The sequence below is a fragment of the Microbacterium sp. Y547 genome (assembly GCF_057669785.1).
On the sequence record NZ_JBYHFN010000004.1, the window covers coordinates 409,027 to 430,100 of the forward strand.

The following is a 21,074-nucleotide window of genomic DNA, read 5'->3' on the forward strand; positions in this document are numbered from 1 at the left end:
ATGGTCGCACTGACGACGACCGGCCGGCCGATGCAAATCGGACTGGTCGACCTCTTCGACGGGTCGCCTGAGCGCGACCCCGGATTCATCCGCGCTTTCGCGCAGACAGCCGAGGACCTGAACTTCACCGGGATCTGGCTGCCCGAGCACATCCTCTTCTTCGATCAGTACACCTCCGCCTACCCGTACCCCGCTGCGCCATCGGCGACGAATCCCGACACCGCCGAAGTGCACAACAAGACGGTCGACGGCAAGCCGCGCGTCGAAGCCTCGGCAGATCAGGGGCTTCTCGATGTCTTCCAGACCGCCGTGCATGTCTGCCAGGCCACGACACGGCTCCGTTTCGGAACCTCGGTCATGCTGCTGCCGTTGCGCAATCCCCGCATGATCGTGCGCGAACTCAAGACGGTCGGCGAACTCACGGGCGATCGCTTCGATCTCGGCGTCGGCGTCGGCTGGTCGTCGGAGGAGCTCGAAGCGTGCGAGACCGACTTCACGACGCGGGGAAAGCGCTGCGAGCAGATGATGATCGACATGCAGCGTGAGTGGCACGACGAGGACCTCTTCCCCGCTTCGACGGCGCCGTTCCCGCGCATGCTGGTCGGCGGCCACTCGCCGGCGGCGATCCGTCGTGCGGCGCAGGTCGCGACCGGGTGGTACCCGTGGAACCTCACGATGCCGGAGTTCGCGCAGCATTACGCGACGTACAGCGAACGGGTGCGCGCGAGCGGCCGCGACCTCGCCGACCAGCAGGTCGTCGCAGGACTGCGATTCAGCGGCGACATCGATGCTCTTCCCGCGATCGTCGAGGGCTACGCACGCCTCGGCGCAGACGCCGTGAACATCTCCCTGCGCACCGACACCCGAACCTTCGCCGATCAGCTTTCGGCGGTATCCGAGACCCTGGAGCTCGCAGCATGACCGCAGACGACGACGCCGGCATCGCCGACTTCCGACGTGAGGTGCGTACGTGGCTCACCGAGCACGTGCCCGCCGAACCGCTCGAGCCGTGGACCGAGCGCGAGGGATTCGATCAGCACCGCGAATGGGAGCGCGTGCTCTTCGAGGGTGGTTACGCCGCCATCGATTGGCCGGCGCAGTACGGCGGGAGGGATGCGGGCCTGCGACGCTCGATCGTCTTCGGCGAGGAGTACTACCGGGCCGGCGCCCCCGAGCGGATCAACATGGGCGGTCTCTACCTGCTCGGGCCGGTCCTGATGCAGCACGGGACACCCGAGCAGTGCGCGCGGTGGATCCCCGACATCCTCAGCTGCCGGACGATCTGGTGTCAGGGATTCAGCGAGCCGGAGTCAGGGTCGGATCTCGCGTCGCTGCGCACACGGGCAGATCGCGACGGCGACGACTTCGTCGTCAACGGGCAGAAGATCTGGACCTCGATGGGCGGGTTCGCCGATTGGATCTTCGCTCTCGTGCGCACCGACTCCGGCGCCGCGCGCAAGCACGACGGCATCACGTTCCTCTGCATCGACCTGCGATCGCCGGGGGTCGAGGTGCGGCCGCTCACGATGGTCGACGGCACGCAGGGTTTCGCGGAGATCTTCTTCACCGATGTTCGGGTGCCCGTCGACAACGTCGTGGGTGAGATCGGGGGCGGGTGGGCCGTCGCGATGTCGACGCTCGGCTTCGAGCGCGGTGCGGTGTTCGGCGACCACGCCAAATACACCAAGGACGTCGAGAACCTCGCGCGGCTCGTGCGTGCGCGGGGTGCCGAAGACGACGGCGCCGTGCTCGACGAGCTGGGGCGCGTCCTTGTCGAGACCGAGGTGTACCGCTCGAACGTCTACCGGCTCGCGAAGCTTGCCGAGGCAGGCGTCGATCTCACCGCGACGGCGAGCATCAACAAGATCTTCTGGACCGAGATGCAGTTCGACATCTTCGACGCGGGGCTGCGGCTGCTCGACGAAGACGCGGCGGTGGTCGGTGACCCCGCAGCCGTTCCCGACGCCGACGAGCGCACTCGCCGCGCCTGGGCGGACTGGCATCACCGCTACTGGTACGCCCGTGCTGCCATGATCTTCGGCGGCACGAACGAGATCCAGCGCAACATCATCAGCGAGCGCGTGCTCGGACTGCCCATGGAGAGCCGGAGATGATCGATACCGTCCTCGACCCCGACCACCGCGAGCTCCTCGAGCTCAGCGAGTCCATCCTCGACCGCGCGTGCACCGTCGAGCATCTGCGCGTGCTCCTCGACCGCGGCCAGGCACACACCGATGAACTCTGGGCGAAGCTCGCCGATGCGGGGCTCCTGTCGGCGCTCATCGACGACGAGCACGGGGGACTCGGCCTCGACACCGCCTTCCTCTCGGGCGTGCTGTTCGCCTTCGGTCGGCACGCCGTGCCCGAGCCCTTCCTCGAGACCGCGGTGGTGGCGGCATCCGTTCTCGGCGATTCGCCATGGTCGGATGCCGGCACCTGGCTCGAGAAGATCGCCGCGGGCGAAGCGATCGTCGCCCTGCGACTCGACAGCGCCGCGCACGTCGCTTTCGCACACGACGCCGACCTGCTGATCGAGATCGGGGCCGACGACTCGGTGCGTGCCTTCACGGCTGAGCAGTTCACGGTGACGGATGCCGCCGCGCTCGACCCGCTGCGTCCGCTCGGCATCGTCCAGACGGACGGCCCCGGCGTCGATCTCGCGGTGCCGGCCGAGCGTGTGCGTCGTGCTCGTGCCCTCGCCGTCGCGGGTGCTGCATGCCTTCTCGCGGGCGCGGCCCGTCGCCTCCTGGATATCACCGTGGAGTACGTCGGGATGCGGAAGCAATTCGATCGTCCCGTCGGATCCTTCCAGGCTGTGAAGCACAAGATCGCCGATGTCGCGGTCCGCGTCGACATGGCGACATCGGCGGCGTTGTCGGCGTTCGACGACGTGGACGCCCCCGATGCGATGCGCCGCGCCGCTGCCGCGAAGGCCTATGCCGGCGACGCGGGGCAGGCCGCGAATGTGCAGAGCCTGCAGCTGCACGGGGGTATCGGCTTCACCTGGGAGTACGAGCTTCAGATCTGGCTCAAGCGCGTCATGAGTCTGTCGGCTGCGTACGGCACCACCCGACAGCTGCGCCGGGGTCTCGCGCGCCAGTTGCTGGCCGAACTGGACGAGGCATGACCGAGCTGGGCTTCTGGCGCCTCGCCGCAGCAGAGCCGGGCGGGCGTGCCGTCGTCTGTGCCGATGGGCGTGTCGTCTCGAGAGGCGAGCTCCTGTCGCTCAACAACGGCATCGCGCGCCTGCTGCGCGAGAGCGGGGCGCAGCGCGGGGACCGGGTCGTCGGGGTCGTCTCCAACGAGCCGCTCGCGCTGGCGCTGGCCCTGGCCTGCCAGCAGTCCGGCGTCTACTACGTGCCCGTCAACACCGCTCTCACTGCGCACGAGATCGCGTACATCATCGGCGATGCGGCCCCTGTCGCCCTGTTCACGTCGTCGGCCTACGCCGATGTCGTCGCCTCGGCGGTGGCAGAGAGCCGGCTCGACCCGCACGTCTGCTTCTCGTTCGGTGCCGACGCCGGGTTCCGTGACCTCTCGGCGGTGCTCGAAGGGCTCCCCGACAGCACGCCGCCGGAGCGTTCCCCGGGAGCATTCCTCGGGTACACCTCAGGGACGACCGGGCGCCCCAAGGGCGTCGCCCGTGCGCTCGCGAGCGGTGATCCCGACGATGTGTTCGCCGCCGGCGCCCAGTGGCAGCTCGGCATGTTCGGCATCACGCCGCTCGACGAGGGCATCCACCTGGTCACTTCTCCCCTCAGCCACACGGCGGTCAGCGGGCTCGCGGTGACCTCGCTTCACTTCGGCCATGCCGTCGTCCTGATGGAGCGCTTCGACGCCGAGACGGCGCTGCGGCTCATCGAGGAGGAGCGAGTCACGACGACCCACATGGTGCCGACGCAGCTGCACCGGCTGCTGCGCCTGCCCGACGACATTCGGGCGCGTTACGACGTGAGCTCGATGCGAAACCTCGTACACGGCGCGGGGCCGTGCCCCGAAAGCGTGAAGCGCGCGATCATCGAGTGGTTCGGCCCCGTCGTGTGGGAGTACTACGGCGCGACCGAAGCGGCGGGCACGGCGATCAGCAGCGACGAGTGGCTCGAACGCCCGGGGAGCGTCGGTCGTCCCCAGCCCGGAGCCGATGTCCAGATCCTCGACGACGCCCGCGAGCCGGTGCCGGCCGGCGAATCCGGTGCCGTATTCCTTCGCATGGGGGCACACGCCTTCGTCTATCGGGGAGACCCCGACAAGACCGACGCCACGCGGCACGGCGACTACGTGACCGTCGGCGACATCGGCTGCCTCGATGAGGCCGGGTACCTCTTTCTGCACGCCCGCGTGTCCGAAGTGATCGTCTCGGGAGGGGTCAACATCTACCCCGCCGAGATCGAGGCGGCCCTCCTCGAGCACCCCGACGTGCGCGATGCCGGAGTCGTCGGCCTCCCCGACGCGGAGTGGGGTGAGAAGGTCTGCGCCGTCGTCGAGGCCGTGCCGGGCTCAGCTCTCGCCACCGCTGCGGCCGATGCCACCGAGGCCGTTCTGCAGTTCCTCACGACGCGGCTCGCCCGCTACAAGGTGCCGCGTCGGCTCGATGTCGTCGCCGCCCTGCCGCGCGGCGAGAACGGCAAGCTGCGCAAGCACCTCATCCCCGACCTGATCGCGAAGTGACTTCATGAAACCCGTCGCCACCCCGACCCCCGATACGCAGGCCTGGTTCGATGCGATCGACCAGGGCCGCCTCACGGTGCCGCGTTGTCTCTCGTGCGCGTCGTTCTTCCTCTATCCCCGAAGCTCCTGCCCCCGCTGCGGCCGCCGTGGGGTCGAACTCGTCGACGCTGCCGGCACCGGTCGGCTGCTGTCGTTCGTCGTCAACCACCGTGGACCTCAGGGCTTCGACCCCCCGTACGCCCTCGGCATCATCGAACTCGCCGAAGGCCCCCGCATGTTCGCCGGCATCATCGCCGAGCAGGCGGAAGCGCTGTCCGTCGGCGCCGCGGTGCGTGCCGTCTTCGAGGAACGCGGCGATCGTCGCGTCGTGTACTTCCAGCCCGAAGGGACCACGGTATGAACCTGCGCGGCGCTGTCGCGATCGTCGGCGCGTCCGAGACGACCGATCTCGGACGCATTCCCGACAAGTCGGCGATCGAACTGCACGTGGATGCTGCGCTGAACGCCCTGGCGGACTGCGGGCTCACTCCCGCCGATGTCGATGGTGTCGCTTCGGCGGGCGAGATGCCGAACGACGTGGCCGACTACCTCGGCATCGTCCCGCAGTACCTCGACGGCACGAACGTCGGCGGGTCGTCCTTCATGCTCCACGTGAGGCACGCGATGGCTGCCATCGCATCGGGGCTGTGCGAGACCGTGCTCGTGACGCACGGCGAGTCCGGGCGCTCCCGCATCGGGATGCTGCCCTGGGCTCCCGCACCGCAGTCGCCCATGGGCCAGTTCGAGGTGCCCTACGGCCCGGTCGGGGCGCCTTCGCTCTTTCCCATCGGTGTCCGCGAGTACATGGCGACCTACGGGATGACGCGTGAGCAACTGGCACTCGTGCCGGTGATCCAGCGCGAGTGGGCCGCGATGAACCCTCGCGCGAAGCTGCGCGACCCGATCACGGTCGAGGACGTCTTCGCGTCACCGGTCATCGCCGATCCCGTGCATCTGCTGCACTGCTGCCTGGTCACCGACGGCGGGGGAGCCCTCGTGCTCACGTCGGCCGAACGGGCGCGCGATCTCGCGGCCACGCCCGTATACGTTCTGGGCGCCGGCGAGTCGAGTGAATCATCGACCGTCGCCGGGCTCGAGAGCCTGACGTCATCGCGCGCGATCCGGGTGGGCGGCGAACGCGCCTTCGCTCAGGCCGGCGTGCGGCACGACGAGGTGGATCACCTGATGATCTACGACGCTTTCGCGCACGTCCCGCTCTATGGTCTCGAGGACCTGGGCTTCGTCGGCCGCGGTGAAGCCCCCGGGTTCGTGGCTGACCGCAACACCGCTCCGGGTGGGCGCCTGCCGCTCAACACCAACGGCGGAGGGCTTTCGTACACGCACACCGGCATGTACGGCATGTTCGCGATTCAGGAGTCGGTGCGACAGATCCGCGGCACGGCGCCCGCTCAGGTCGAGGGCGTCGACGTCAGCGTCGCGACGGGTGTAGGCGGCATGTTCATGAGCTCGGGCACGCTCGTCCTCGGCAGCGCCGCGACGCTGTAGCCGCTCAGCTGAGGACCGAGCCGTGGGCGAGGTCGGCGACCCACGAGGCGAAGCGCCACCCGTCGGGCGTGCGGGCGAACTCGCCGGTGTAGGTGCCGACGACGATGTGGTTGCCATCTTCACGGCGATAGAACGCGGTGCCCGTGAAGACCCCCGTCGCGGTGTCACCGGCGACTCGAACGTCGCTGTTGGTGAACGTGTGCAGAATCCAGGGCATCGAGGTCTGCAGGCGCACGAACTGGGCCCGCACCTCGTCGCGCCCGCGACACGGGGGGCGCCGGGGGTTGATGCTGTAGACCCCGTCGGCTGTCCACAGGTCAGCCAGAGCGTCGGGGTCGGCATGGCTCGGGCCCGCCCACCCGCCGTCGCACAGGGTGTGGTACCGAGCGACCAGCTGCTCGAGCGCACGCACGTCCTCGAGTTCGCGCACCCGAGCCGCGAGAGACCGGAGGTCCTCCCGCGCGTCGCTCACGGGGCCTCCTCAGGAAGGCACCGCACAAGCGCCGTGCGCACGGCGCGGCAGACGAGCACGCCCTCCTGATTGCGGCCACGGTGCTCGAGCGTCACGATCCCCTGACCCGGACGCGATGACGACAGCCGTTTGTCGCCGATCTCGGTCTCGCAGTACAGCGTGTCGCCGATGAAGACGGGAGCGGGAAAATCGATCCCTTGAAAGCCGAGGTTCGCGATCGTCGTCTTCATCGTGACGTCCGGCCCTCCGATACTGCACACGATCGAGAGCGTCAGCATGCTGTTGACCAGCCGCTGGCCGAACTCGGACTCGGCGGCCGCGACGGCATCCATGTGCATCGGCTGGCTGTTGAGGGTCATGCTGGAGAAGAACACATTGTCCGCCTCGGTGATCGTGCGGCCCGGGTCGTGCCGGTAGACGTCGCCCGTGATCATCTCTTCGTAATAGCGGCCGCGCCGCGTGTGCACCGTCATTTGCGGTCTCCTTCTGCAGGGGTTCTCAGGCCTCGGTCGAACCGAGGGCCTGCACGACGCGCGACGTCGACCGTCGCCCGAGCTTCTCCGACATCCACCGGCTCGTCTCGGCGAGACGCGCGACGTCGACGCCGCTCGTGATCCCGAGGCCGTCGAGCATCCAGACGAGGTCCTCGGTTGCCAGGTTGCCGGCCGCGCCCGGAGCGTAAGGGCAGCCGCCGAGGCCGCCGGCGGACGCGTCGAACGTGCGGATGCCGGCCTGGAGCGCGGCATACGAGTTGGCGAGCGCCTGCCCGTAGGTGTCGTGGAAATGCACGGCCAGGTCGTCGGTGGCCAGACCGGCGTCCTGGAAGGCTCCGATCAGATCGTGCACGCGACCGGGCGTGGCAAGGCCCAGCGTGTCGCCGATCGACAGCTGGGACGCGCCGAGGTCGAACAGCCGGCGGCCGACGTCGACGACCTGAGCAACGGGCACGTCGCCCTCCCAGGGGTCACCGAAGCACATCGACACGTATGCCCGCACGTCCATGCCGGCAGAGCGCGCGCGAGAGACCGTGGGGGCGAACATCTCGAACTGCTCGTGGACAGACCGGTTCAGGTTCTTCTGCGCGAACGACTCCGTCGCGCTGCCGAAGATCGCGATGTGCTCGACGCCGGCGGCGATCGCCCGATCGAGACCCCGCTCGTTGGGCACGAGGACAGGAAGCTCGACGTCGCTCGCGAGGTCGAGCCCCGCGAGAACGTCTTCAGCGTCGGCGAGCTGCGGCACCCAGCGCGGGTGCACGAAGCTCGTCGCCTCGATCGTGGTGAGGCCAGCGGCTGCGAGTCGGTGGATGAACTCGATCTTGTCGTCGGTCGTCACGACTGCGGACTCGTTCTGCAGCCCGTCGCGTGCGCCGACTTCGTAGATGACCACGGAAGCGGGGAGTGTCGTCATGCGTGTTCCTTCGTCTCGTCGTCAGATGTGCGACCGCACGATCGCGACCGGTTCCCCGAGCAGCTGCGGGTAATAGCGGGCGACATGATCGACCATCGCCTGAAGGTGGGTGTGCATCGCCGCCGCCGCACCCTCGGCGTCGCCGGCGATGATGGCGCGGAGGATCTTGCGGTGCGCGGCCTCGGCGAGGCTCAGCGAGTGTGCGGGGTACCGCACCCCGGCGTCGTGACCGTCGGCGATCATGCTGAGGATGTCCCACATGAGCGCCAGCAGACGGTTGTCGGCGACCTCGGCGATCAGGCTGTGGAACTCGCGATTGCGCACCCGCCACTCTTCGCCGCCCTCATCGAGTCCTTCGAGTGCGTCGTTCGCCCGCTGCAGACGCTCGGCGTCCTCGGGTGTGCAGCGCGCGGCGGCGGATGCGGCGAGGGTGGGCTCGATCAGCAGTCGCGCCTCGAGGATCTCGCGCAGGCCGATGTCGCTCGTACGCATCAGCACCGACAGTGGTCGGGCGATCGTCTCGCGCCGGGGGTGGGCGACGAAGGCGCCCCCGCCGGACCCGACCCGCGTCTGGACGATGCCCTCGGCCTCGAGGATGCGCAGCGCTTCTCGGATCGACGCGCGACCGGCTTGATACTGCGTCGCCATGTCCGCCTCGACCGGGAGCCGGTCGCCCGGTCGCAGGTTCGCGCTCACGATGCCGTCCGAGATCGCCTCGGCGAGCACGACGGGCTTGCGGGGGCGTGCGCGGCGCGCGGTGTGTTCGGGCGACTCGGACATCGTCAGTACGAGCGCGGCAGGCCGAGGGCGTGCTCGGAGATGTAGTTGAGCACCATCTGCTGCGGCACGGGAACGCTCTTCATGAGGCGCGCCTCGGCCCAGTACCGTCCGAGGTCGTACTCCTTCGCATAGGCATAGCCGCCGAGGGTCTGCATGGCGCAGTCGGCGGCGAAGAAGGCGGCGTCCGAGGCGAGGAACTTCGCTGCGTTGGCCTGTTCGCCGCAGGGCAGTCCCTGGTCGTAGCGCCACGACGCCTCGCGCACAGCGAGCTCAGCGGCCTTGAGTCGCATGTGGGCTTCGGCGAGCGGGAACGAGATGCCCTGGTTCTTGCCGATCGGGCGGCCGAACACGACGCGTTCCTTCGCGTACTTCGTCGCCTGCGCCAGCGCAGCCCGGCCGATGCCGACTGCTTCGCCGGCGATCAGGATGCGCTCGGGGTTCAAGCCGTCGAGCAGGTAGGTGAAGCCGCGGCCTTCTTCGCCGAGCAGGTCACTCGCGGGCACGCGCAGTCCGTCGAAGCGCACTTCGCACGACCCGACGGCGTTGCGCACCATCTTGTCGATCTCGGTCACCTGAACGCCCGGTGCCTTCAGATCGGCGAAGAAGAGGCTCATCCCGCGGGTGCGCTTGTCGACCTGGTCGAGCGGGGTCGTGCGGGTGAGGAGCAGGACCCGGTCCGCGATGTGCGCCTTCGTGATCCATACCTTCTGGCCATGCACGACGTACTCGTCGCCGTCTCGCACGGCGCGCGTCGTGATGGACGTCGTGTCCGTGCCGGCGTCGGGCTCGGTGACGCCGAAGGCGACGTGCATCTCGCCCGAGGCGACGAGAGGCAGGTAGGTCTCCTTCATCTCCTGCGAACCATGCTTGGCGACGGGGTTCATCCCGAAGATGGAGAGATGCAGGGCGCTCGCGCCGTTCATGGCGGCACCCGAGGCAGCGACTTCTTCGAGCACGATGGATGCCTCGGTGATGCCGCCGCCCCCGCCGCCGAACTCCTCGGGGATCGAGATCCCGACCCAGCCCGCTTCGGCCATCGCGTTGTAGAAGTCCCAGGGGAACTCGTGCTGGTCATCGCATCGGCGCCAGTACTCCGGGCCGAACCCATCGCAGATACCTCGGACGGCCTTGCGGATGTCGCGCAGGTGTTCGGGTTCTTCGAAGTCCACGGGATCTCCTCGTTGAAATATGCGGATATTAAGTCCAGAGACATTGTAGTGATGCTGTCAACGGCGGCGTCAAGCCTCTAATATTCGGATATATGAATGCCCTGCAGCTTGAGTACGTGACCGCTGACGCAGCTGTCAGCGACCTCGTTTCCGGAACACGACTGGTCGCGGGGAACGCCTGCGGAACCCCGCTGACGCTGTTGCGTGCCCTCGGGAGGCGGGCCGCCGACGCGGGCGCGGTGACCCTCACGCTCGGCCTCACGATGGGGGATCCGCACCTGCGGCCGGCCGTCGCCGCGGGCGCCCTGAAGGTGCGCAGCTGGCATGTGCACGGCGAGATCCGGGCGATGCGCCGAGAGGGCCTCGTCGAGTATGCGCCGCTCCGTCTCGTCGACGTGCCGCGACTCGTCCTCGCCGAGGCGGACGTCGCCCTCATCCGCGTGAGCCGCCCCGACGCCGAGGGCTTCTGCAATGTCGGTCCCTCTGCGAGCTACACGCGTGAGGCTGCGGCGTTGGCGGGCCTGGTCATCGCCGAGATCGCCGACGATGTGCCGCGTACTCGGGGGGACACCCGCATCCACGTCTCCGAGATCGACCGCTTCGTCGAGTCCGACGTGCCGATGCCGGTCACCGAGATGACACCTCCGACCCCCGCCGCCTCCGCCGTAGCCCGGCACGTCGCCGGGATCATCGCCGACGGATCCACGGTGCAACTGGGGATCGGCGCGATCGGCGACGCCGTCGCCACCGAGTTGTCCCGCGTGGGCGGCGAGCGCTCGCTCCGGCTGCACGGCATGATCTCCGATCCGACGCGCCCGCTCATCGAGGCGATCCACGCAGCCGGCGGCCCGCCCGTGCAGACGGTCGAGATCCTCGGTTCTCGCGAACTCATGGAGTGGGCCGACGACAATCCCGCGATCGAGATGCACGATTCGCAGCGCATCCACCACCCCGTGGCGATCGCCGCCATCTCGTCGTTCGTCTCGGTGAACTCCGCCGTCGCGGTCGACCTGTCGGGTCAGGTGGTGTCCGAGACCGTCCGAGGCGGCGTCATCTCGGGGGTGGGCGGCAGCGCCGACTTCGCCGAGGGCGCGCACCTCTCGCCGGGCGGTATGCGCATCATCGCGCTCGCCGCCACGACGGCGCGCGGTCACTCGACGATCGTGGCAGCACACGGGGCGGGAGACCTCATCACGGCACCGCACCACAGCGTCGATGCCGTCGTGACCGAGCACGGCGTCGCCCGGCTGCGCGGTGCGTCGCAACGGGAGCGCCGCGAAGCCCTCATCGCGGTGGCCGCGCCCGAGCATCGCGCCGAGCTCGAGGCATCCGCCTAGCAGCGGCACATCCTCGCCCCGGGGTCAGCGGCTCGCGCCGACGGAGGCGTGTTCGACGTCGAAGCTCGGGTAGCCGTTCTCGGACTCCTCGGTGAGACGCCGACGGAAGCGGGGCCCCCCGCCGAGATAGACCATCGCGCGCGGCGCGTCGTCGCGATCGAGGTTCTTGTTGTGTCCGTTGAACCAGGAGCGCGTCTTGGACATGAGCATCTTCGCGTTGATGTCGTGCACGTGCTCGGTCCATTCGGCTTCCGCCTCGGCGCGCGCTTCGACGCGCACGATGCCGTCGGCTTCGATGACGCGGATGAAGCCCGTCATCCAGTTCACGACGTCCTCGATGCCGCGCGGGAAGTTCGCCGACGCCGAGCCTGACTGCGGGCCCGCGAGGATGAACAGGTTCGGGAAGCCCGTGACCTGCACGCCGAAGCATGTGATCGGACCGGCGGCCCACTTGTCGCGCAGGCGCAGCCCGTCTGCACCGACGATGTCGATCTTGTCGAACGGCCCCGTCACGGCGTCGAATCCCGTCGCGTAGATGATGACGTCGACGTCGATCGGCTGCCGGCCCGAGGTCTCGCCGAAGCGGATGCCGCGGGGTGTGATCTCGGTGATGGGCGTCGCCTTGAGATCGACGAGCTCGACGTTGTCGCGGTTGAAGACCTCGTAGTAGCCGGACTCCCCGGCGACGCGCTTCGTGCCGAAGCCGTGATCCTTCGGGATCAGGATCTCGGCGATGCGCGGATCCTGCACGCGCTCGCGGATGCGTTCGGCGATGAACTCCGACAGCTCGGCGTTGGGCTCTTCCTTCATCATCGTGTCGCGGTAGTTGCCCATGTACATGCCGGCACCCGACCCGTTGTACAGCTCGTGCCAGCGCGCGAGGCGCTCCTCGCGGGTGACGTCCGTGCTGAGTTCGCGGCTCGGCCGGTGGATGAACCCCGCGGGTGTTTCGCTGCACCACTGGAAGATCTCGTCGTAGCGCGAGCGCAAGTCGGCCATTTCTTCGGGCGAGATGGGGCTGTTCCCCAGCGGAGCGCCCCAGTTGGCGCCGCGCTGCATGACGTACAGCTGGTCCACGTGCGGGGCGATGTCCGTGATCACCTGGACACCGCTCGCTCCCGTGCCGATGACGGCGACGCGCTTGCCGGTGACATCGAGGTCTTCGGGCCAGTCGAACGTGTGGACGGCGACGCCCTCGAACGTGTCCATGCCGTCGATGCGGGGATAGGTCGGAGCCGAGAGGATGCCGATCGCCGAGAGGAGGAACCGGGCCTTGATCGTGCGGCCGTCGGCGAAGCCGACGGCCCAGAGCAGCTCGTCTTCGAGCCACTGCATCGAGACGACCGACAAGTTGTAGCGGATGTGGGGTCGCAGATCGAACTTGTCTGCGAAGTAGTTGAGGTACGAGAGGGTCTCGGGCTGGGCGGCGAAGCGCTCGGACCAGTCCCACTCCTCGAGCATCTCCTTCGAGAACGAGTACTGGTAGGTGTACGACTCCGAGTCGAAGCGGCAGCCGGGGTAGCGGTTCTTGAACCACGTGCCGCCGAGGTCGGCGTTGGCGTCCACGAGCAGGACATCGACGTCCATGTCGACGAGCTTCTGCAGCTGGCAGAGTCCGCAGACGCCCGCGCCGACGATCAAGTACTCGACGAAGTCGGGCATCGTCGCGGCATCCTTCGCACGGTTCATGTGTCCTCCATAAATCAAGCGCTTGCTCAAATGTTAGCATGGGTGCGCCGCGGACAACGGTCGTTCTCCGGCTGCGCTATCCCAGGAGGCCGCGATGATCGCCAACCTGCCCGTGCTCAAGACCTTCGTGGCCGTCATGGACCATGGATCCGTCGTCGGGGCAGCTCGCGCGCTCGGCTACTCGGCCGCCGCGGTCTCCCGCCAGATGAGCTGGTTGCAGCGGAGCTTGGGCGTGAGGCTGTTCGTGCCGGATGGGCGGTCGATCAAGCCGACGCCCGCCGCGCGCGAATTCGCCGAGCACTGTCGCGAGATCGTCGAAGAGGTCAGGCGCTTCGAAGCGTATGCCCGTGACTTCGCAGCGGGGCATGTGACGTCACCTCGGTGATGACAGGCCCCCCGCCTAGTTATTAGGTCTTCCATGTAAAGTGATCACCGTGCCGCAGTCGGCACGTGATCTGCTGCCGAATCGACTCACAACGTCTCCTTCGGCTGTGCAGGAAGGAGACGTCGATGTCCACCACGAGCATGGCGAGCACGCTCACCGCCGACGAGCGCGAGGCGATCCTCGACGCCGTACGCGAATTCGCGCAGGCTGAACTCGCTCCGCACGCCCTGGACTGGGATGAGCGGTCCCACTTTCCGCGCGACGTGCTGCACCGCGCCGGTGAGCTCGGCCTCGGCGGCATCTACGTGAGCGAAGACGTCGGTGGCGCTGGCCTCGGCCGCGCCGAAGCGGTCGAGATCTTCGAGGCCCTCGCGTACGGCGACCCGACGATGGCCGCCTACATGACGATCCACAACATGGTCGCCTGGATGATCGACACTTACGGCGACGACGCCCAGCGCACCGAATGGCTGCCGCGCCTGACGACGATGGGCGACCTCGGCGCGTACTGCCTCACCGAGCCAGGAGCGGGCTCCGACGCTGCCGCGATCACGACGAGCGCCATCCGCGACGGCGACGAGTTCGTGCTGACGGGCGTCAAGCAGTTCATCTCGGGTGCGGGCGAGGCATCCGTCTATGTCGTTATGGCGCGTACCGACCCTTCGACGAGCTCAGGCAGCGCGGGAGCGCGCGGAATCACCGCCTTCCTCGTGCCGGGCGACGCGGCCGGACTGTCGTTCGGCGCCACCGAGAAGAAGATGGGCTGGAAGGCGCAGCCGACGCGCCAGGTCATCCTCGATGAGGTGCGCGTCCCCGCCGCGAACGTGCTCGGCGGCGAGAGTCACGGCTTCCGCATCGCGATGTCGGCCCTCAACGGCGGCCGCATCAACATCGCGGCCTGCTCACTCGGCGGAGCCCAGTGGGCGCTCGACCAGGCGATCCGCTACGTCAAGGAGCGCTTCACGTTCGGCGAGCCCATCGCCGAGAAGCAGAGCATCAAGTTCGCCCTCGCTGACATGGCCACCGAGCTGCGCGCCGCGCGCGCCCTCGTACGCGATGCCGCAGCCGCCATCGACGCCCACGCTCCCGACGTGGCCATGCAGTGTGCCATGGCCAAGCGCTACGCGACGGATGCCGGCTTCGACATCGCCAACCGCGCTCTCCAGCTGCACGGAGGCTACGGCTACCTGCAGGATTACGGCATCGAGAAGGTCGTGCGTGACCTGCGCGTGCACCAGATCCTCGAGGGCACGAACGAGATCATGCGCGTCATCATCGGGCGCGAGGTGCTGCGCTAGCAGCGGGAGGCGTCAGGTGTCGCCGCTGAGGATGCGGGCGACCGCGCGGTCGAGATCGTCTTCGCCCTGCAGGAGGCGGATCCCCTCCATCACCTCGAGCAGAGGCTCCTGCATCATCGCGAGCACATCGAGGTTCTCATCGACCGCGTTGAGCATGAACACGAGCCCGCCCGCGATGCCGACGGTCCGGATGCTTCCCGCGACGCCGTCGCCCGGAGCCCCGCCGACGTCGGAGAGTCGAATCGTCGCGGCGGACTGCACGACTTCGCCGAACGGGACCGAGGTGTGCTTGGTGACCTGCACCGGTGTGGGCGAATCCAGCCCGAGCACCGCGAGGTCGGCGACGGGGGGCGTCTCGGAGTCCTGCTCGAAGACGCTGAGGTAGGCGACTCCCATGCCTCGTCCGTCAAGCGGCGCGAACCACAGCGCCTGATCGACCTGCGGCGGCCTCTCGGACGCGACGCTCAGTGCCATCGCCTCGAACACGGCGCGCTGCTCGGCGTCATCGGGCACGGCGGCGGCCGCGAGATCAGCGGCCCAGGCCGCGGCATCCGCCCACTGCAGATAGGGGAACCCGGGGGGCACTCCCAGCCAGTCGTTCTCGTTGAGGTCGATGATGTACTCGGTCATGTGCGCTGCCCCCACGCGAAGGTTCCGATGATGCCGTGACCGAGGCTTTCGAGTGCGTGGGCGAACTCGCTGTCGCGGTCTTCGGCGAGCATCGTGATGGCGAAGAGCAGGTGCAGACCCGCCGTGGCCTCGGCGGCGTCGTCGGGGCGGGGGATGACGTAGTGGATCGTCGTCGAGCCGGCCTCGTCAGACCCCTCGAGCGTGTCCTGGCGATCGATCCACCGGTACCACCGCGTGCCGTCGACGTCGACGGGCTCGGGCGTTTGGCCCGTCGCGAGCCCCGAGACGGCGCGGTCCAGCGTCGAACCGGCCGTGACCTGCACGGGGACGACCGTGAGAGACGCGGGCACGGTGAGGTCGTTCGGCACGGCGACGGGCAGGTGCACCCCGACCGCACGCCGACGGCGCAGGCCTTCGAACATGCGATGGACGTGCTGGCGGATGGCCATCACGACGTCGGCGCGGCCGACGTCACGCGCACCCGCGGTGGCCAGCTCGGTGAGGGCCTTCTCGCTCTCGATATCGGGCCGGAACTCCTGCCACCCCGGGGGGAACAGCATCGAGAAGCCGATGCCGCGTGCACCCTGATCGCTCACAGCTCTCGTCCCGTCATGCCCGCTGCCGCGCGCCGCGCGGCGACATCGGCAAGATCGGATTCGAGTGTCTCGCGGTGTCGGCGGCTGTTCCGCGCGCGGCGGCGGAGGGCAACGGCCTCTTCGAAGAACGGGTCCTCCGGCTCTTCGGGCACGGGGGAGGGGCGCAGGGTCACGCGCCGGATGATGAGCGCGATGAGCGCGACCACGACGACGGGGATCGCGAGCCAGTGCCAGCCGATCGTGCGGTCGCCGTCCGTGAACGGGCTCGGCTCGGTGTAGGTCAGCGCGAAGAAGACCGGCAGCAGCAGGAAGACCGTCGCGGTGTACAGGATCGTGTTGCTCACGAGCGGCGCGTGCCGTTTGTCGACGAGTGGCCAGATGAGGACCGCCGTGACGAGCGGCAGGAAGCCCACCGTGATCGTGAGCCACGAGGGAAGCGGGATGAGGGGGAACGCGACGTCCGATTCCCACGCCCTCGATCCGCTCTGCAGATCGGGGATGCCCGAAGCGAGGAAGTTCACCACGGTGATGATGATGAACAGCAGCGAGGCGAGTAGGCCGATCGACATCGGCAGCCACACGAGCCCGAGGCGCTTCTCGCGGCGTCGGTCCGCGTCGTCGACGAACTCATACGCGAACTGCCGGGACCGCGGGCTCATTGCGCGAATGCTCCTCGGAACGAGTTGAATCGCTCCGACACGCTCGAGCCGATGAAGTCGCTGTTCGCGATCCATGTGCCGGCGAACTCGAAACGGCTCGCGATCTGCGCGGCCGACGAGGGCGCCATGCCCGCGACAGACCCGCTGCGCGCCCACGCGGCCGCGGCGTTGCCGACCGTGCCCTCGTTGCGCAAGAGGAAGTTCGAGAAGCTCGTGACCGAGTTGTGCCCGCCGCGGAAGGCGTTCATGATCGGGCGGTCGACGAAGAAGTCGCGCATCGAGAATCGGCCGAGCAGGCTGTTGCTGCGCACCCACGACCGCGTGCCGTACCAGGCGTTCTGCGTGGCGTTCCACGTGTTCTGGCCCGCCGCACCGACCCGCGAGAAGACTCCGCCCGACATCGGCGCGTAGCCGAACCGGGGGAACGTCGAGCGCACCGACTGACGCAGCACGGCGCGACCGGTCGAGAACAGCGCCGACGTGCCCCGGAGCCCCGCGAGGCCGCCGCGCATCCCCTGGATGAGGGGTCTCGCGAACGGGATGATGCCGACGATCGACATCGTGAGGTCGAGCCAGTTGCCGCGGCCCTTGGCGAACTTCAACGCGTTGATCGTGAGCATGACAAGGCCGATGACCGCGCCGATCGCGGCGATCGCGAGGGCGATCGGCCCCGTCACGAACAGCGCGACCACGGCCAGCCCGACGGCGATCCAGCCGAGCACGGGCAGCAGGTCCTCGCCCCACGCGTCGTTGTTGTCGGCGGCGTCGAAGGCGTCCTCGATGCCGTTCACCGCTTCGTCGTAGGCGCCGGACCACGTCGAGAACGACCGGTCGAAGCTGCCCCACAGCGATTCGAGCGTGCCCTCGGCGGTCTCGGTCGCCGACCGCGCTGTTGTCTGGTCCGTCAGCGCCTGCTGCTTCTGAGCGTCGGTGACGTCGGCCTCCCACGGCATCTGGAACGCGTGATCGCGCACCCGAGACTCGGCTTCGCGCTCTTCGTGGCGCTTGGTCTGCACCGTCTGATGCGCCGACTCGATCTTCGGGATGAGCGGGTGGATCGCGTCCTGCGCCGTCTCGAGCTTGCCGGCGTAGGTCGTCAACGCGGTGCCGGTGCGGCTGTAGCGCGTCGCCGCCTTGGTGAGCTCGGGATGCGTTTCCCCGGCGACCTCGCGGACGGCATCGACGGACTCGGCGATCTGCCGCGTGCCCTCGCTGATCCTGCGCAGCTGCGTCGCAGTGCTCCGCATGGCGCGTGCGGCATCCTTCAGGTCGTTTCCGTACCGGTCGATGTCGGACGGAGTGCCTTCGAGGCGGCGCAGCACATTGTGCTGTGGTGAGGTGAGAGTCACGGGTGTGCGTCCTTACCGTGGCTGATGAAGCGCGGGATCGTTGTCGGCTCCGTTGGACTGCATCGCGGCGGCGGCCTCGGCATCCCAATTGCGCCAGCCGTCGATGATGTCCTGCAGGTGCTTGCGGATCTGATCGAGGTTCTCTTTCAGATCGTCGCGGGTGTTGTTCCAGTCGTTCTCGAAGTCGGCGGCGCGTCCGCGCAGCGACCCGCGACCGTCCGGTCGGCCGATGGCGTCTTGGATGCCGCGGGACACCGTCGTCGCCTCGTCGAACTCCGCGATCGAGGCGTCGAGCCCGGCGACGACCTCGTCGAGCTCCTGCATGTTCAGATAGATGTCGGGCACAACCGGCCTCCTTCCGTGCGCGTCGCCGACTCGGCGATCAGTTGCCGGCGAGTGCCTGGTCGGTGTCCTTGATGGCCTGCATCATCTTGCGCAGCGACTCGCCCATGTCGCTGATGCCCTCGATGGCCTTCTCGAGACCCGTCGTGAGCTCGTTGTAGCCCTCGCCGAACTTGCCCGAGGCGTGCTCGGTCTTGAAGTCGTCGCCCAGCAGGCGATCGACGTCGGCCTTGAGGCGACGAAGCACGTCACCGATCTCTTCGCGACCGGTCTCGAGCTTGCCCGCCATCGCGTCCATCTCGCCATAGGAAGCCTTGAAGTCAGCCATCATCCACCCCTTCGTGTGTGCGCCGGGAGTCCCCCGGTCGACACACAGGCTAACCGAGGCCGCGCCGTGCTCCCTATGGGGAGGAATACCCACCTGCCCATCTCGTGCGACATGATCGAACGAGGACATCCGATGGAGGACCCCCCATGAGCGAGTACGAAACGATCCTCGTCGAGACGCGCGGCCGCGTCGGCTGGATCACCCTGAACCGCCCCGAAGCGCTCAATGCGCTCAACACGCAGGTGTGCCGTGAGGTCGTCGCCGCGGCCTCCGCCTTCGATGCCGACAGCGGCATCGGGGCGATCGTGCTGACGGGCTCGGAGCGCGCATTCGCGGCGGGCGCGGACATCAAAGAGATGGAGTCGATGTCCGGACTCGACATCCTGATCGGCGACCACTTCGGCGGCTGGGCAGACTTCGCCGCCGTCCGCACGCCCGTCATCGCCGCCGTCTCGGGCTTCGCGCTCGGCGGGGGCTGCGAACTCGCGATGATGTGCGACATCATCCTCGCCGCCGACACCGCGAAGTTCGGTCAGCCCGAGATCAACCTCGGCGTCATCCCCGGTATGGGCGGGTCGCAGCGGCTCCAGCGCGCCGTCGGCTATTACAAAGCGGCCGACCTCATCCTCTCGGGGCGCATGATGGGTGCCGACGAGGCCGAGCGCTCCGGCCTCGCCTCGCGCGTCGTGCCCGCCGCCGACCTGCTCGACGAAGCGTCGAAGCTGGCGGAGACCATCGCGTCGAAGTCGCTGCCGTCGCTGTACGCGGCGAAGTCCGTGCTGGATGCGGCGCTGGAGACGCCGCTCGCCGAGGGCCTGCGTCTGGAGAAGCACGTCTTCTCGTCGCTGTTCGACACCGACGACCAGCGCGAAGGCATGTCGGCGTTCCGCGAGAAGCGCGCGCCGGAGTTCCGGCACCGCTGACCCGCGGGTCGGCTCACAGGGGGTCGGGAAGCGGCCGAGGATCGGTGAAGTCGCCCGACGCCTTGCGCAGCCGGGCGATGATGCGCACGAGTTCGGCCGTGTCGTCGTCGCCGAGGCCGGGGCTCTCGAAGACCGAGGTGTTCAGCGCAGCCGTCGCACGCTCGACGAGTTCGCGCCCGGTTCCGGTGAGCACGAGCATCGCGGCGCGGCCGTCCTCGGGGTGGGGCTCGCGCTCGGCGAAGCCGTCGCGCACGAGCCGGTCGACGGTGTTCGTGACGCTCGTCGGGTGCACTTGCAATCTCGCGATCGCGCTGGCCATCGGCATCCGTCCTTCACGGGTGAAGGCGAGCAGCCGCAGCATCTCGTAGCGCGCGAAGGACAGCCCGAAGGGCTTGAGCGTCGTGTGGATGCGCGCCAGCATGAGCTGCTGCGCGCGCATGATGCTCGTGACGGCGGACATTCCGGCGGCGGCATCCGTCCACCCGTGCGAGATCCACTGACGCTTGGCTTCAGCGATGGGATCGACCGGCAACGGTCCGCGTCTGGCCATGGGTGTCCTCCTGAGTCCACGGTACCGGTCGGGCGGATCATCCCCGGAATTCGCCTCAATGTATACACACGGTCGGGTTATGCGGCGGGATCCCCGCAGATCGCCCTCGATTGGATACGCAGATAAACCGCAGATAGACTCGGCGCAGGTGTGAGGAGTGTGTTCGATGAAGATCGTCGTCCTGGTCAAGGAAGTACCGGACACCTATGGTGACCGCAAGCTGAGTCTTGAGACGGGCTTGGCAGATCGTGCCGCGTCCGAGGCTGTTCTCGATGAGATCGGTGAGCGCTCGCTCGAGGTGGCCCTGTCGTACGCCGATAAGAATGCGGACACCGAGGTCGTGGTGCTGTCGATGGCGCCCCAGTCGGCGCAGGCGACCGTGCGCAAGGGACTCGCGATGGGCGCGGCCTCTGCCGTGCAGGTCATCGACGAAGAGCTGCTCGGCGCCGACATGGTCCTGACGGCTGAGGTCCTCGCCGCGGCGCTCAAGAAGATCGGGTTCGACCTGGTCATCGCGGGCAACCAGTCGACGGACGGTTCGGGAGGCATGGTGCCGGCGATGATCGCCGAGATGCTCGATGCTCCGGCCGCACTGAACCTCTCGTCGGTCGAGATCGGCGACGGCTCGGTGTCGGGCGTTCGTGCGACGGATGCCGGCACGGTCGACGTCTCCGCGACGTTCCCGGCGGTCATCTCGATCACCGAGGCGCTGCCGGACGCGCGGTTCCCCAACTTCAAGGGCATCATGGCGGCGAAGAAGAAGCCGTTCGAGACGCTGTCGCTGGCTGACCTCGGTATCGAGGCGCTCGCCGCAGACGCGTCGCGGTCGATCGTGGTCGGCCTGAGTGAGAAGCCGCCGCGTGAAGCGGGGGTCAAGATCGTCGATGAGGGCGATGCGGGCGAGAAGCTCGCGGAATTCCTCGTGCAGAACCGACTGGTGTGAG

The 21,074-nt window shown here is 68.2% G+C and carries 24 protein-coding genes; 11 read left to right on the forward strand and 13 right to left on the reverse strand.

All coding sequences use genetic code 11. The features are described from left to right. From AC25Y0_RS09055 to AC25Y0_RS09080, 6 genes are read left to right on the forward strand one after another with little or no spacing between them, the layout of a single operon-like run. Positions 1 to 921 (forward strand): LLM class flavin-dependent oxidoreductase, encoded by a 921-nt coding sequence (locus tag AC25Y0_RS09055; protein WP_488134531.1) that lies wholly within the window; start codon positions 1 to 3, stop codon positions 919 to 921. Further along, a complete protein-coding gene (locus AC25Y0_RS09060) occupies positions 918 to 2,114 on the forward strand; it encodes an acyl-CoA dehydrogenase family protein (RefSeq protein WP_488134532.1) in 1,197 nt (398 codons plus the stop codon). The genes AC25Y0_RS09055 and AC25Y0_RS09060 overlap by 4 nt, the downstream gene beginning before the upstream one ends. Further along, positions 2,111 to 3,127: an acyl-CoA dehydrogenase family protein gene (locus tag AC25Y0_RS09065; protein ID WP_488123477.1), complete on the forward strand. Its 1,017-nt coding sequence runs from the start codon at positions 2,111 to 2,113 to the stop codon at positions 3,125 to 3,127. The genes AC25Y0_RS09060 and AC25Y0_RS09065 overlap by 4 nt, the downstream gene beginning before the upstream one ends. Further along, positions 3,124 to 4,668: an AMP-binding protein gene (locus AC25Y0_RS09070; RefSeq protein ID WP_488134533.1), complete on the forward strand. Its 1,545-nt coding sequence runs from the start codon at positions 3,124 to 3,126 to the stop codon at positions 4,666 to 4,668. Before AC25Y0_RS09065 ends, AC25Y0_RS09070 begins: the two co-directional genes overlap by 4 nt. A gap of 4 nt (positions 4,669 to 4,672) precedes the next feature. Further along, a complete protein-coding gene (locus AC25Y0_RS09075) occupies positions 4,673 to 5,068 on the forward strand; it encodes a Zn-ribbon domain-containing OB-fold protein (RefSeq protein ID WP_488134534.1) in 396 nt (131 codons plus the stop codon). Further along, the gene (locus AC25Y0_RS09080; RefSeq protein WP_488123474.1) at positions 5,065 to 6,213 is read left to right on the forward strand and encodes a thiolase C-terminal domain-containing protein; all 1,149 of its coding nucleotides are present in this window, start codon (positions 5,065 to 5,067) and stop codon (positions 6,211 to 6,213) included. Before AC25Y0_RS09075 ends, AC25Y0_RS09080 begins: the two co-directional genes overlap by 4 nt. A gap of 4 nt (positions 6,214 to 6,217) precedes the next feature. On the opposite strand, the gene AC25Y0_RS09085 is transcribed toward AC25Y0_RS09080, so the two are convergent. From AC25Y0_RS09085 to AC25Y0_RS09105, 5 genes are read right to left on the reverse strand one after another with little or no spacing between them, the layout of a single operon-like run. Then, positions 6,218 to 6,685, reverse strand: a complete 468-nt coding sequence (locus tag AC25Y0_RS09085) for a nuclear transport factor 2 family protein (protein WP_488123473.1) — start codon at positions 6,683 to 6,685, stop codon at positions 6,218 to 6,220. Further along, positions 6,682 to 7,158: a MaoC family dehydratase gene (locus AC25Y0_RS09090; protein ID WP_488123472.1), complete on the reverse strand. Its 477-nt coding sequence runs from the start codon at positions 7,156 to 7,158 to the stop codon at positions 6,682 to 6,684. Before AC25Y0_RS09090 ends, AC25Y0_RS09085 begins: the two co-directional genes overlap by 4 nt. Positions 7,159 to 7,183: 25 nt before the next feature. Continuing rightward, on the reverse strand, positions 7,184 to 8,095 hold the full coding sequence (locus AC25Y0_RS09095) for a hydroxymethylglutaryl-CoA lyase (RefSeq protein WP_488123471.1): 912 nt from the start codon (positions 8,093 to 8,095) through the stop codon (positions 7,184 to 7,186). A 21-nt stretch (positions 8,096 to 8,116) separates the two neighbouring features. Further along, positions 8,117 to 8,875 (reverse strand): FadR/GntR family transcriptional regulator, encoded by a 759-nt coding sequence (locus tag AC25Y0_RS09100; protein ID WP_488123470.1) that lies wholly within the window; start codon positions 8,873 to 8,875, stop codon positions 8,117 to 8,119. 2 nt (positions 8,876 to 8,877) lie between these two features. Continuing rightward, positions 8,878 to 10,044 (reverse strand): acyl-CoA dehydrogenase family protein, encoded by a 1,167-nt coding sequence (locus AC25Y0_RS09105; protein WP_488123469.1) that lies wholly within the window; start codon positions 10,042 to 10,044, stop codon positions 8,878 to 8,880. A 116-nt stretch (positions 10,045 to 10,160) separates the two neighbouring features. On the opposite strand from AC25Y0_RS09105, the gene AC25Y0_RS09110 reads away from it, so the two are divergent. Then, a complete protein-coding gene (locus AC25Y0_RS09110) occupies positions 10,161 to 11,381 on the forward strand; it encodes an acetyl-CoA hydrolase/transferase family protein (protein WP_488134535.1) in 1,221 nt (406 codons plus the stop codon). Positions 11,382 to 11,405: 24 nt separating this feature from the next. Here AC25Y0_RS09110 and AC25Y0_RS09115 read toward each other — a convergent pair whose 3' ends face one another. Beyond that, positions 11,406 to 13,070: a flavin-containing monooxygenase gene (locus AC25Y0_RS09115; protein WP_488123467.1), complete on the reverse strand. Its 1,665-nt coding sequence runs from the start codon at positions 13,068 to 13,070 to the stop codon at positions 11,406 to 11,408. A 94-nt stretch (positions 13,071 to 13,164) separates the two neighbouring features. Between AC25Y0_RS09115 and AC25Y0_RS09120 the strand changes: the two genes are divergently transcribed. Then, positions 13,165 to 13,455: a LysR family transcriptional regulator gene (locus AC25Y0_RS09120; RefSeq protein ID WP_488123466.1), complete on the forward strand. Its 291-nt coding sequence runs from the start codon at positions 13,165 to 13,167 to the stop codon at positions 13,453 to 13,455. Between the two features lie 125 nt (positions 13,456 to 13,580). Continuing rightward, a complete protein-coding gene (locus AC25Y0_RS09125; protein ID WP_488123465.1) occupies positions 13,581 to 14,753 on the forward strand; it encodes an acyl-CoA dehydrogenase family protein in 1,173 nt (390 codons plus the stop codon). 12 nt (positions 14,754 to 14,765) lie between these two features. Here the strand turns inward: AC25Y0_RS09125 and AC25Y0_RS09130 are convergent, their stop codons facing one another. Genes AC25Y0_RS09130 through AC25Y0_RS09155 form a run of 6 tightly spaced genes read right to left on the reverse strand, consistent with a single transcriptional unit; the run spans position 14,766 to position 18,657 of the window. Next, entirely contained in the window at positions 14,766 to 15,383 is a 618-nt protein-coding gene (locus AC25Y0_RS09130) for a hypothetical protein (protein ID WP_488123464.1), read from the reverse strand. Beyond that, positions 15,380 to 15,979, reverse strand: coding sequence for a hypothetical protein (locus AC25Y0_RS09135; RefSeq protein WP_488123463.1), 600 nt, complete (start codon positions 15,977 to 15,979; stop codon positions 15,380 to 15,382). Before AC25Y0_RS09135 ends, AC25Y0_RS09130 begins: the two co-directional genes overlap by 4 nt. Continuing rightward, positions 15,976 to 16,638, reverse strand: a complete 663-nt coding sequence (locus tag AC25Y0_RS09140; RefSeq protein ID WP_488123462.1) for a hypothetical protein — start codon at positions 16,636 to 16,638, stop codon at positions 15,976 to 15,978. The genes AC25Y0_RS09135 and AC25Y0_RS09140 overlap by 4 nt, the downstream gene beginning before the upstream one ends. Further along, on the reverse strand, positions 16,635 to 17,987 hold the full coding sequence (locus AC25Y0_RS09145; RefSeq protein WP_488134536.1) for a hypothetical protein: 1,353 nt from the start codon (positions 17,985 to 17,987) through the stop codon (positions 16,635 to 16,637). Before AC25Y0_RS09145 ends, AC25Y0_RS09140 begins: the two co-directional genes overlap by 4 nt. A 12-nt stretch (positions 17,988 to 17,999) precedes the next feature. Further along, the gene (locus tag AC25Y0_RS09150; protein WP_488123460.1) at positions 18,000 to 18,332 is read right to left on the reverse strand and encodes a hypothetical protein; all 333 of its coding nucleotides are present in this window, start codon (positions 18,330 to 18,332) and stop codon (positions 18,000 to 18,002) included. Between the two features lie 37 nt (positions 18,333 to 18,369). Continuing rightward, on the reverse strand, positions 18,370 to 18,657 hold the full coding sequence (locus tag AC25Y0_RS09155) for a WXG100 family type VII secretion target (protein ID WP_488122753.1): 288 nt from the start codon (positions 18,655 to 18,657) through the stop codon (positions 18,370 to 18,372). 146 nt (positions 18,658 to 18,803) lie between these two features. Between AC25Y0_RS09155 and AC25Y0_RS09160 the strand changes: the two genes are divergently transcribed. Continuing rightward, positions 18,804 to 19,580 (forward strand): enoyl-CoA hydratase, encoded by a 777-nt coding sequence (locus AC25Y0_RS09160; protein ID WP_488123459.1) that lies wholly within the window; start codon positions 18,804 to 18,806, stop codon positions 19,578 to 19,580. 13 nt (positions 19,581 to 19,593) lie between these two features. Here AC25Y0_RS09160 and AC25Y0_RS09165 read toward each other — a convergent pair whose 3' ends face one another. Next, positions 19,594 to 20,130, reverse strand: a complete 537-nt coding sequence (locus tag AC25Y0_RS09165) for a MarR family winged helix-turn-helix transcriptional regulator (protein WP_488123458.1) — start codon at positions 20,128 to 20,130, stop codon at positions 19,594 to 19,596. Positions 20,131 to 20,296: 166 nt separating this feature from the next. On the opposite strand from AC25Y0_RS09165, the gene AC25Y0_RS09170 reads away from it, so the two are divergent. Next, positions 20,297 to 21,073: an electron transfer flavoprotein subunit beta/FixA family protein gene (locus AC25Y0_RS09170; RefSeq protein ID WP_488123457.1), complete on the forward strand. Its 777-nt coding sequence runs from the start codon at positions 20,297 to 20,299 to the stop codon at positions 21,071 to 21,073. Position 21,074: the final 1 nt, after the last annotated feature.

Coding starts and splice junctions, on each gene's coding strand:
- AC25Y0_RS09055 (WP_488134531.1), top strand. CDS start 1: ATGGTCGCACTGACGACGACCGGCCGGCCGATGCAAATCGGACTGGTC.
- AC25Y0_RS09160 (WP_488123459.1), top strand. CDS start 18,804: ATGAGCGAGTACGAAACGATCCTCGTCGAGACGCGCGGCCGCGTCGGC.
- AC25Y0_RS09125 (WP_488123465.1), top strand. CDS start 13,581: ATGTCCACCACGAGCATGGCGAGCACGCTCACCGCCGACGAGCGCGAG.
- AC25Y0_RS09080 (WP_488123474.1), top strand. CDS start 5,065: ATGAACCTGCGCGGCGCTGTCGCGATCGTCGGCGCGTCCGAGACGACC.
- AC25Y0_RS09165 (WP_488123458.1), bottom strand. CDS start 20,130: ATGGCCAGACGCGGACCGTTGCCGGTCGATCCCATCGCTGAAGCCAAG.
- AC25Y0_RS09095 (WP_488123471.1), bottom strand. CDS start 8,095: ATGACGACACTCCCCGCTTCCGTGGTCATCTACGAAGTCGGCGCACGC.
- AC25Y0_RS09140 (WP_488123462.1), bottom strand. CDS start 16,638: ATGAGCCCGCGGTCCCGGCAGTTCGCGTATGAGTTCGTCGACGACGCG.
- AC25Y0_RS09090 (WP_488123472.1), bottom strand. CDS start 7,158: ATGACGGTGCACACGCGGCGCGGCCGCTATTACGAAGAGATGATCACG.
- AC25Y0_RS09100 (WP_488123470.1), bottom strand. CDS start 8,875: ATGTCCGAGTCGCCCGAACACACCGCGCGCCGCGCACGCCCCCGCAAG.
- AC25Y0_RS09130 (WP_488123464.1), bottom strand. CDS start 15,383: ATGACCGAGTACATCATCGACCTCAACGAGAACGACTGGCTGGGAGTG.
- AC25Y0_RS09115 (WP_488123467.1), bottom strand. CDS start 13,070: ATGAACCGTGCGAAGGATGCCGCGACGATGCCCGACTTCGTCGAGTAC.
- AC25Y0_RS09075 (WP_488134534.1), top strand. CDS start 4,673: ATGAAACCCGTCGCCACCCCGACCCCCGATACGCAGGCCTGGTTCGAT.
- AC25Y0_RS09065 (WP_488123477.1), top strand. CDS start 2,111: ATGATCGATACCGTCCTCGACCCCGACCACCGCGAGCTCCTCGAGCTC.
- AC25Y0_RS09070 (WP_488134533.1), top strand. CDS start 3,124: ATGACCGAGCTGGGCTTCTGGCGCCTCGCCGCAGCAGAGCCGGGCGGG.
- AC25Y0_RS09120 (WP_488123466.1), top strand. CDS start 13,165: ATGATCGCCAACCTGCCCGTGCTCAAGACCTTCGTGGCCGTCATGGAC.
- AC25Y0_RS09060 (WP_488134532.1), top strand. CDS start 918: ATGACCGCAGACGACGACGCCGGCATCGCCGACTTCCGACGTGAGGTG.
- AC25Y0_RS09170 (WP_488123457.1), top strand. CDS start 20,297: ATGAAGATCGTCGTCCTGGTCAAGGAAGTACCGGACACCTATGGTGAC.
- AC25Y0_RS09155 (WP_488122753.1), bottom strand. CDS start 18,657: ATGGCTGACTTCAAGGCTTCCTATGGCGAGATGGACGCGATGGCGGGC.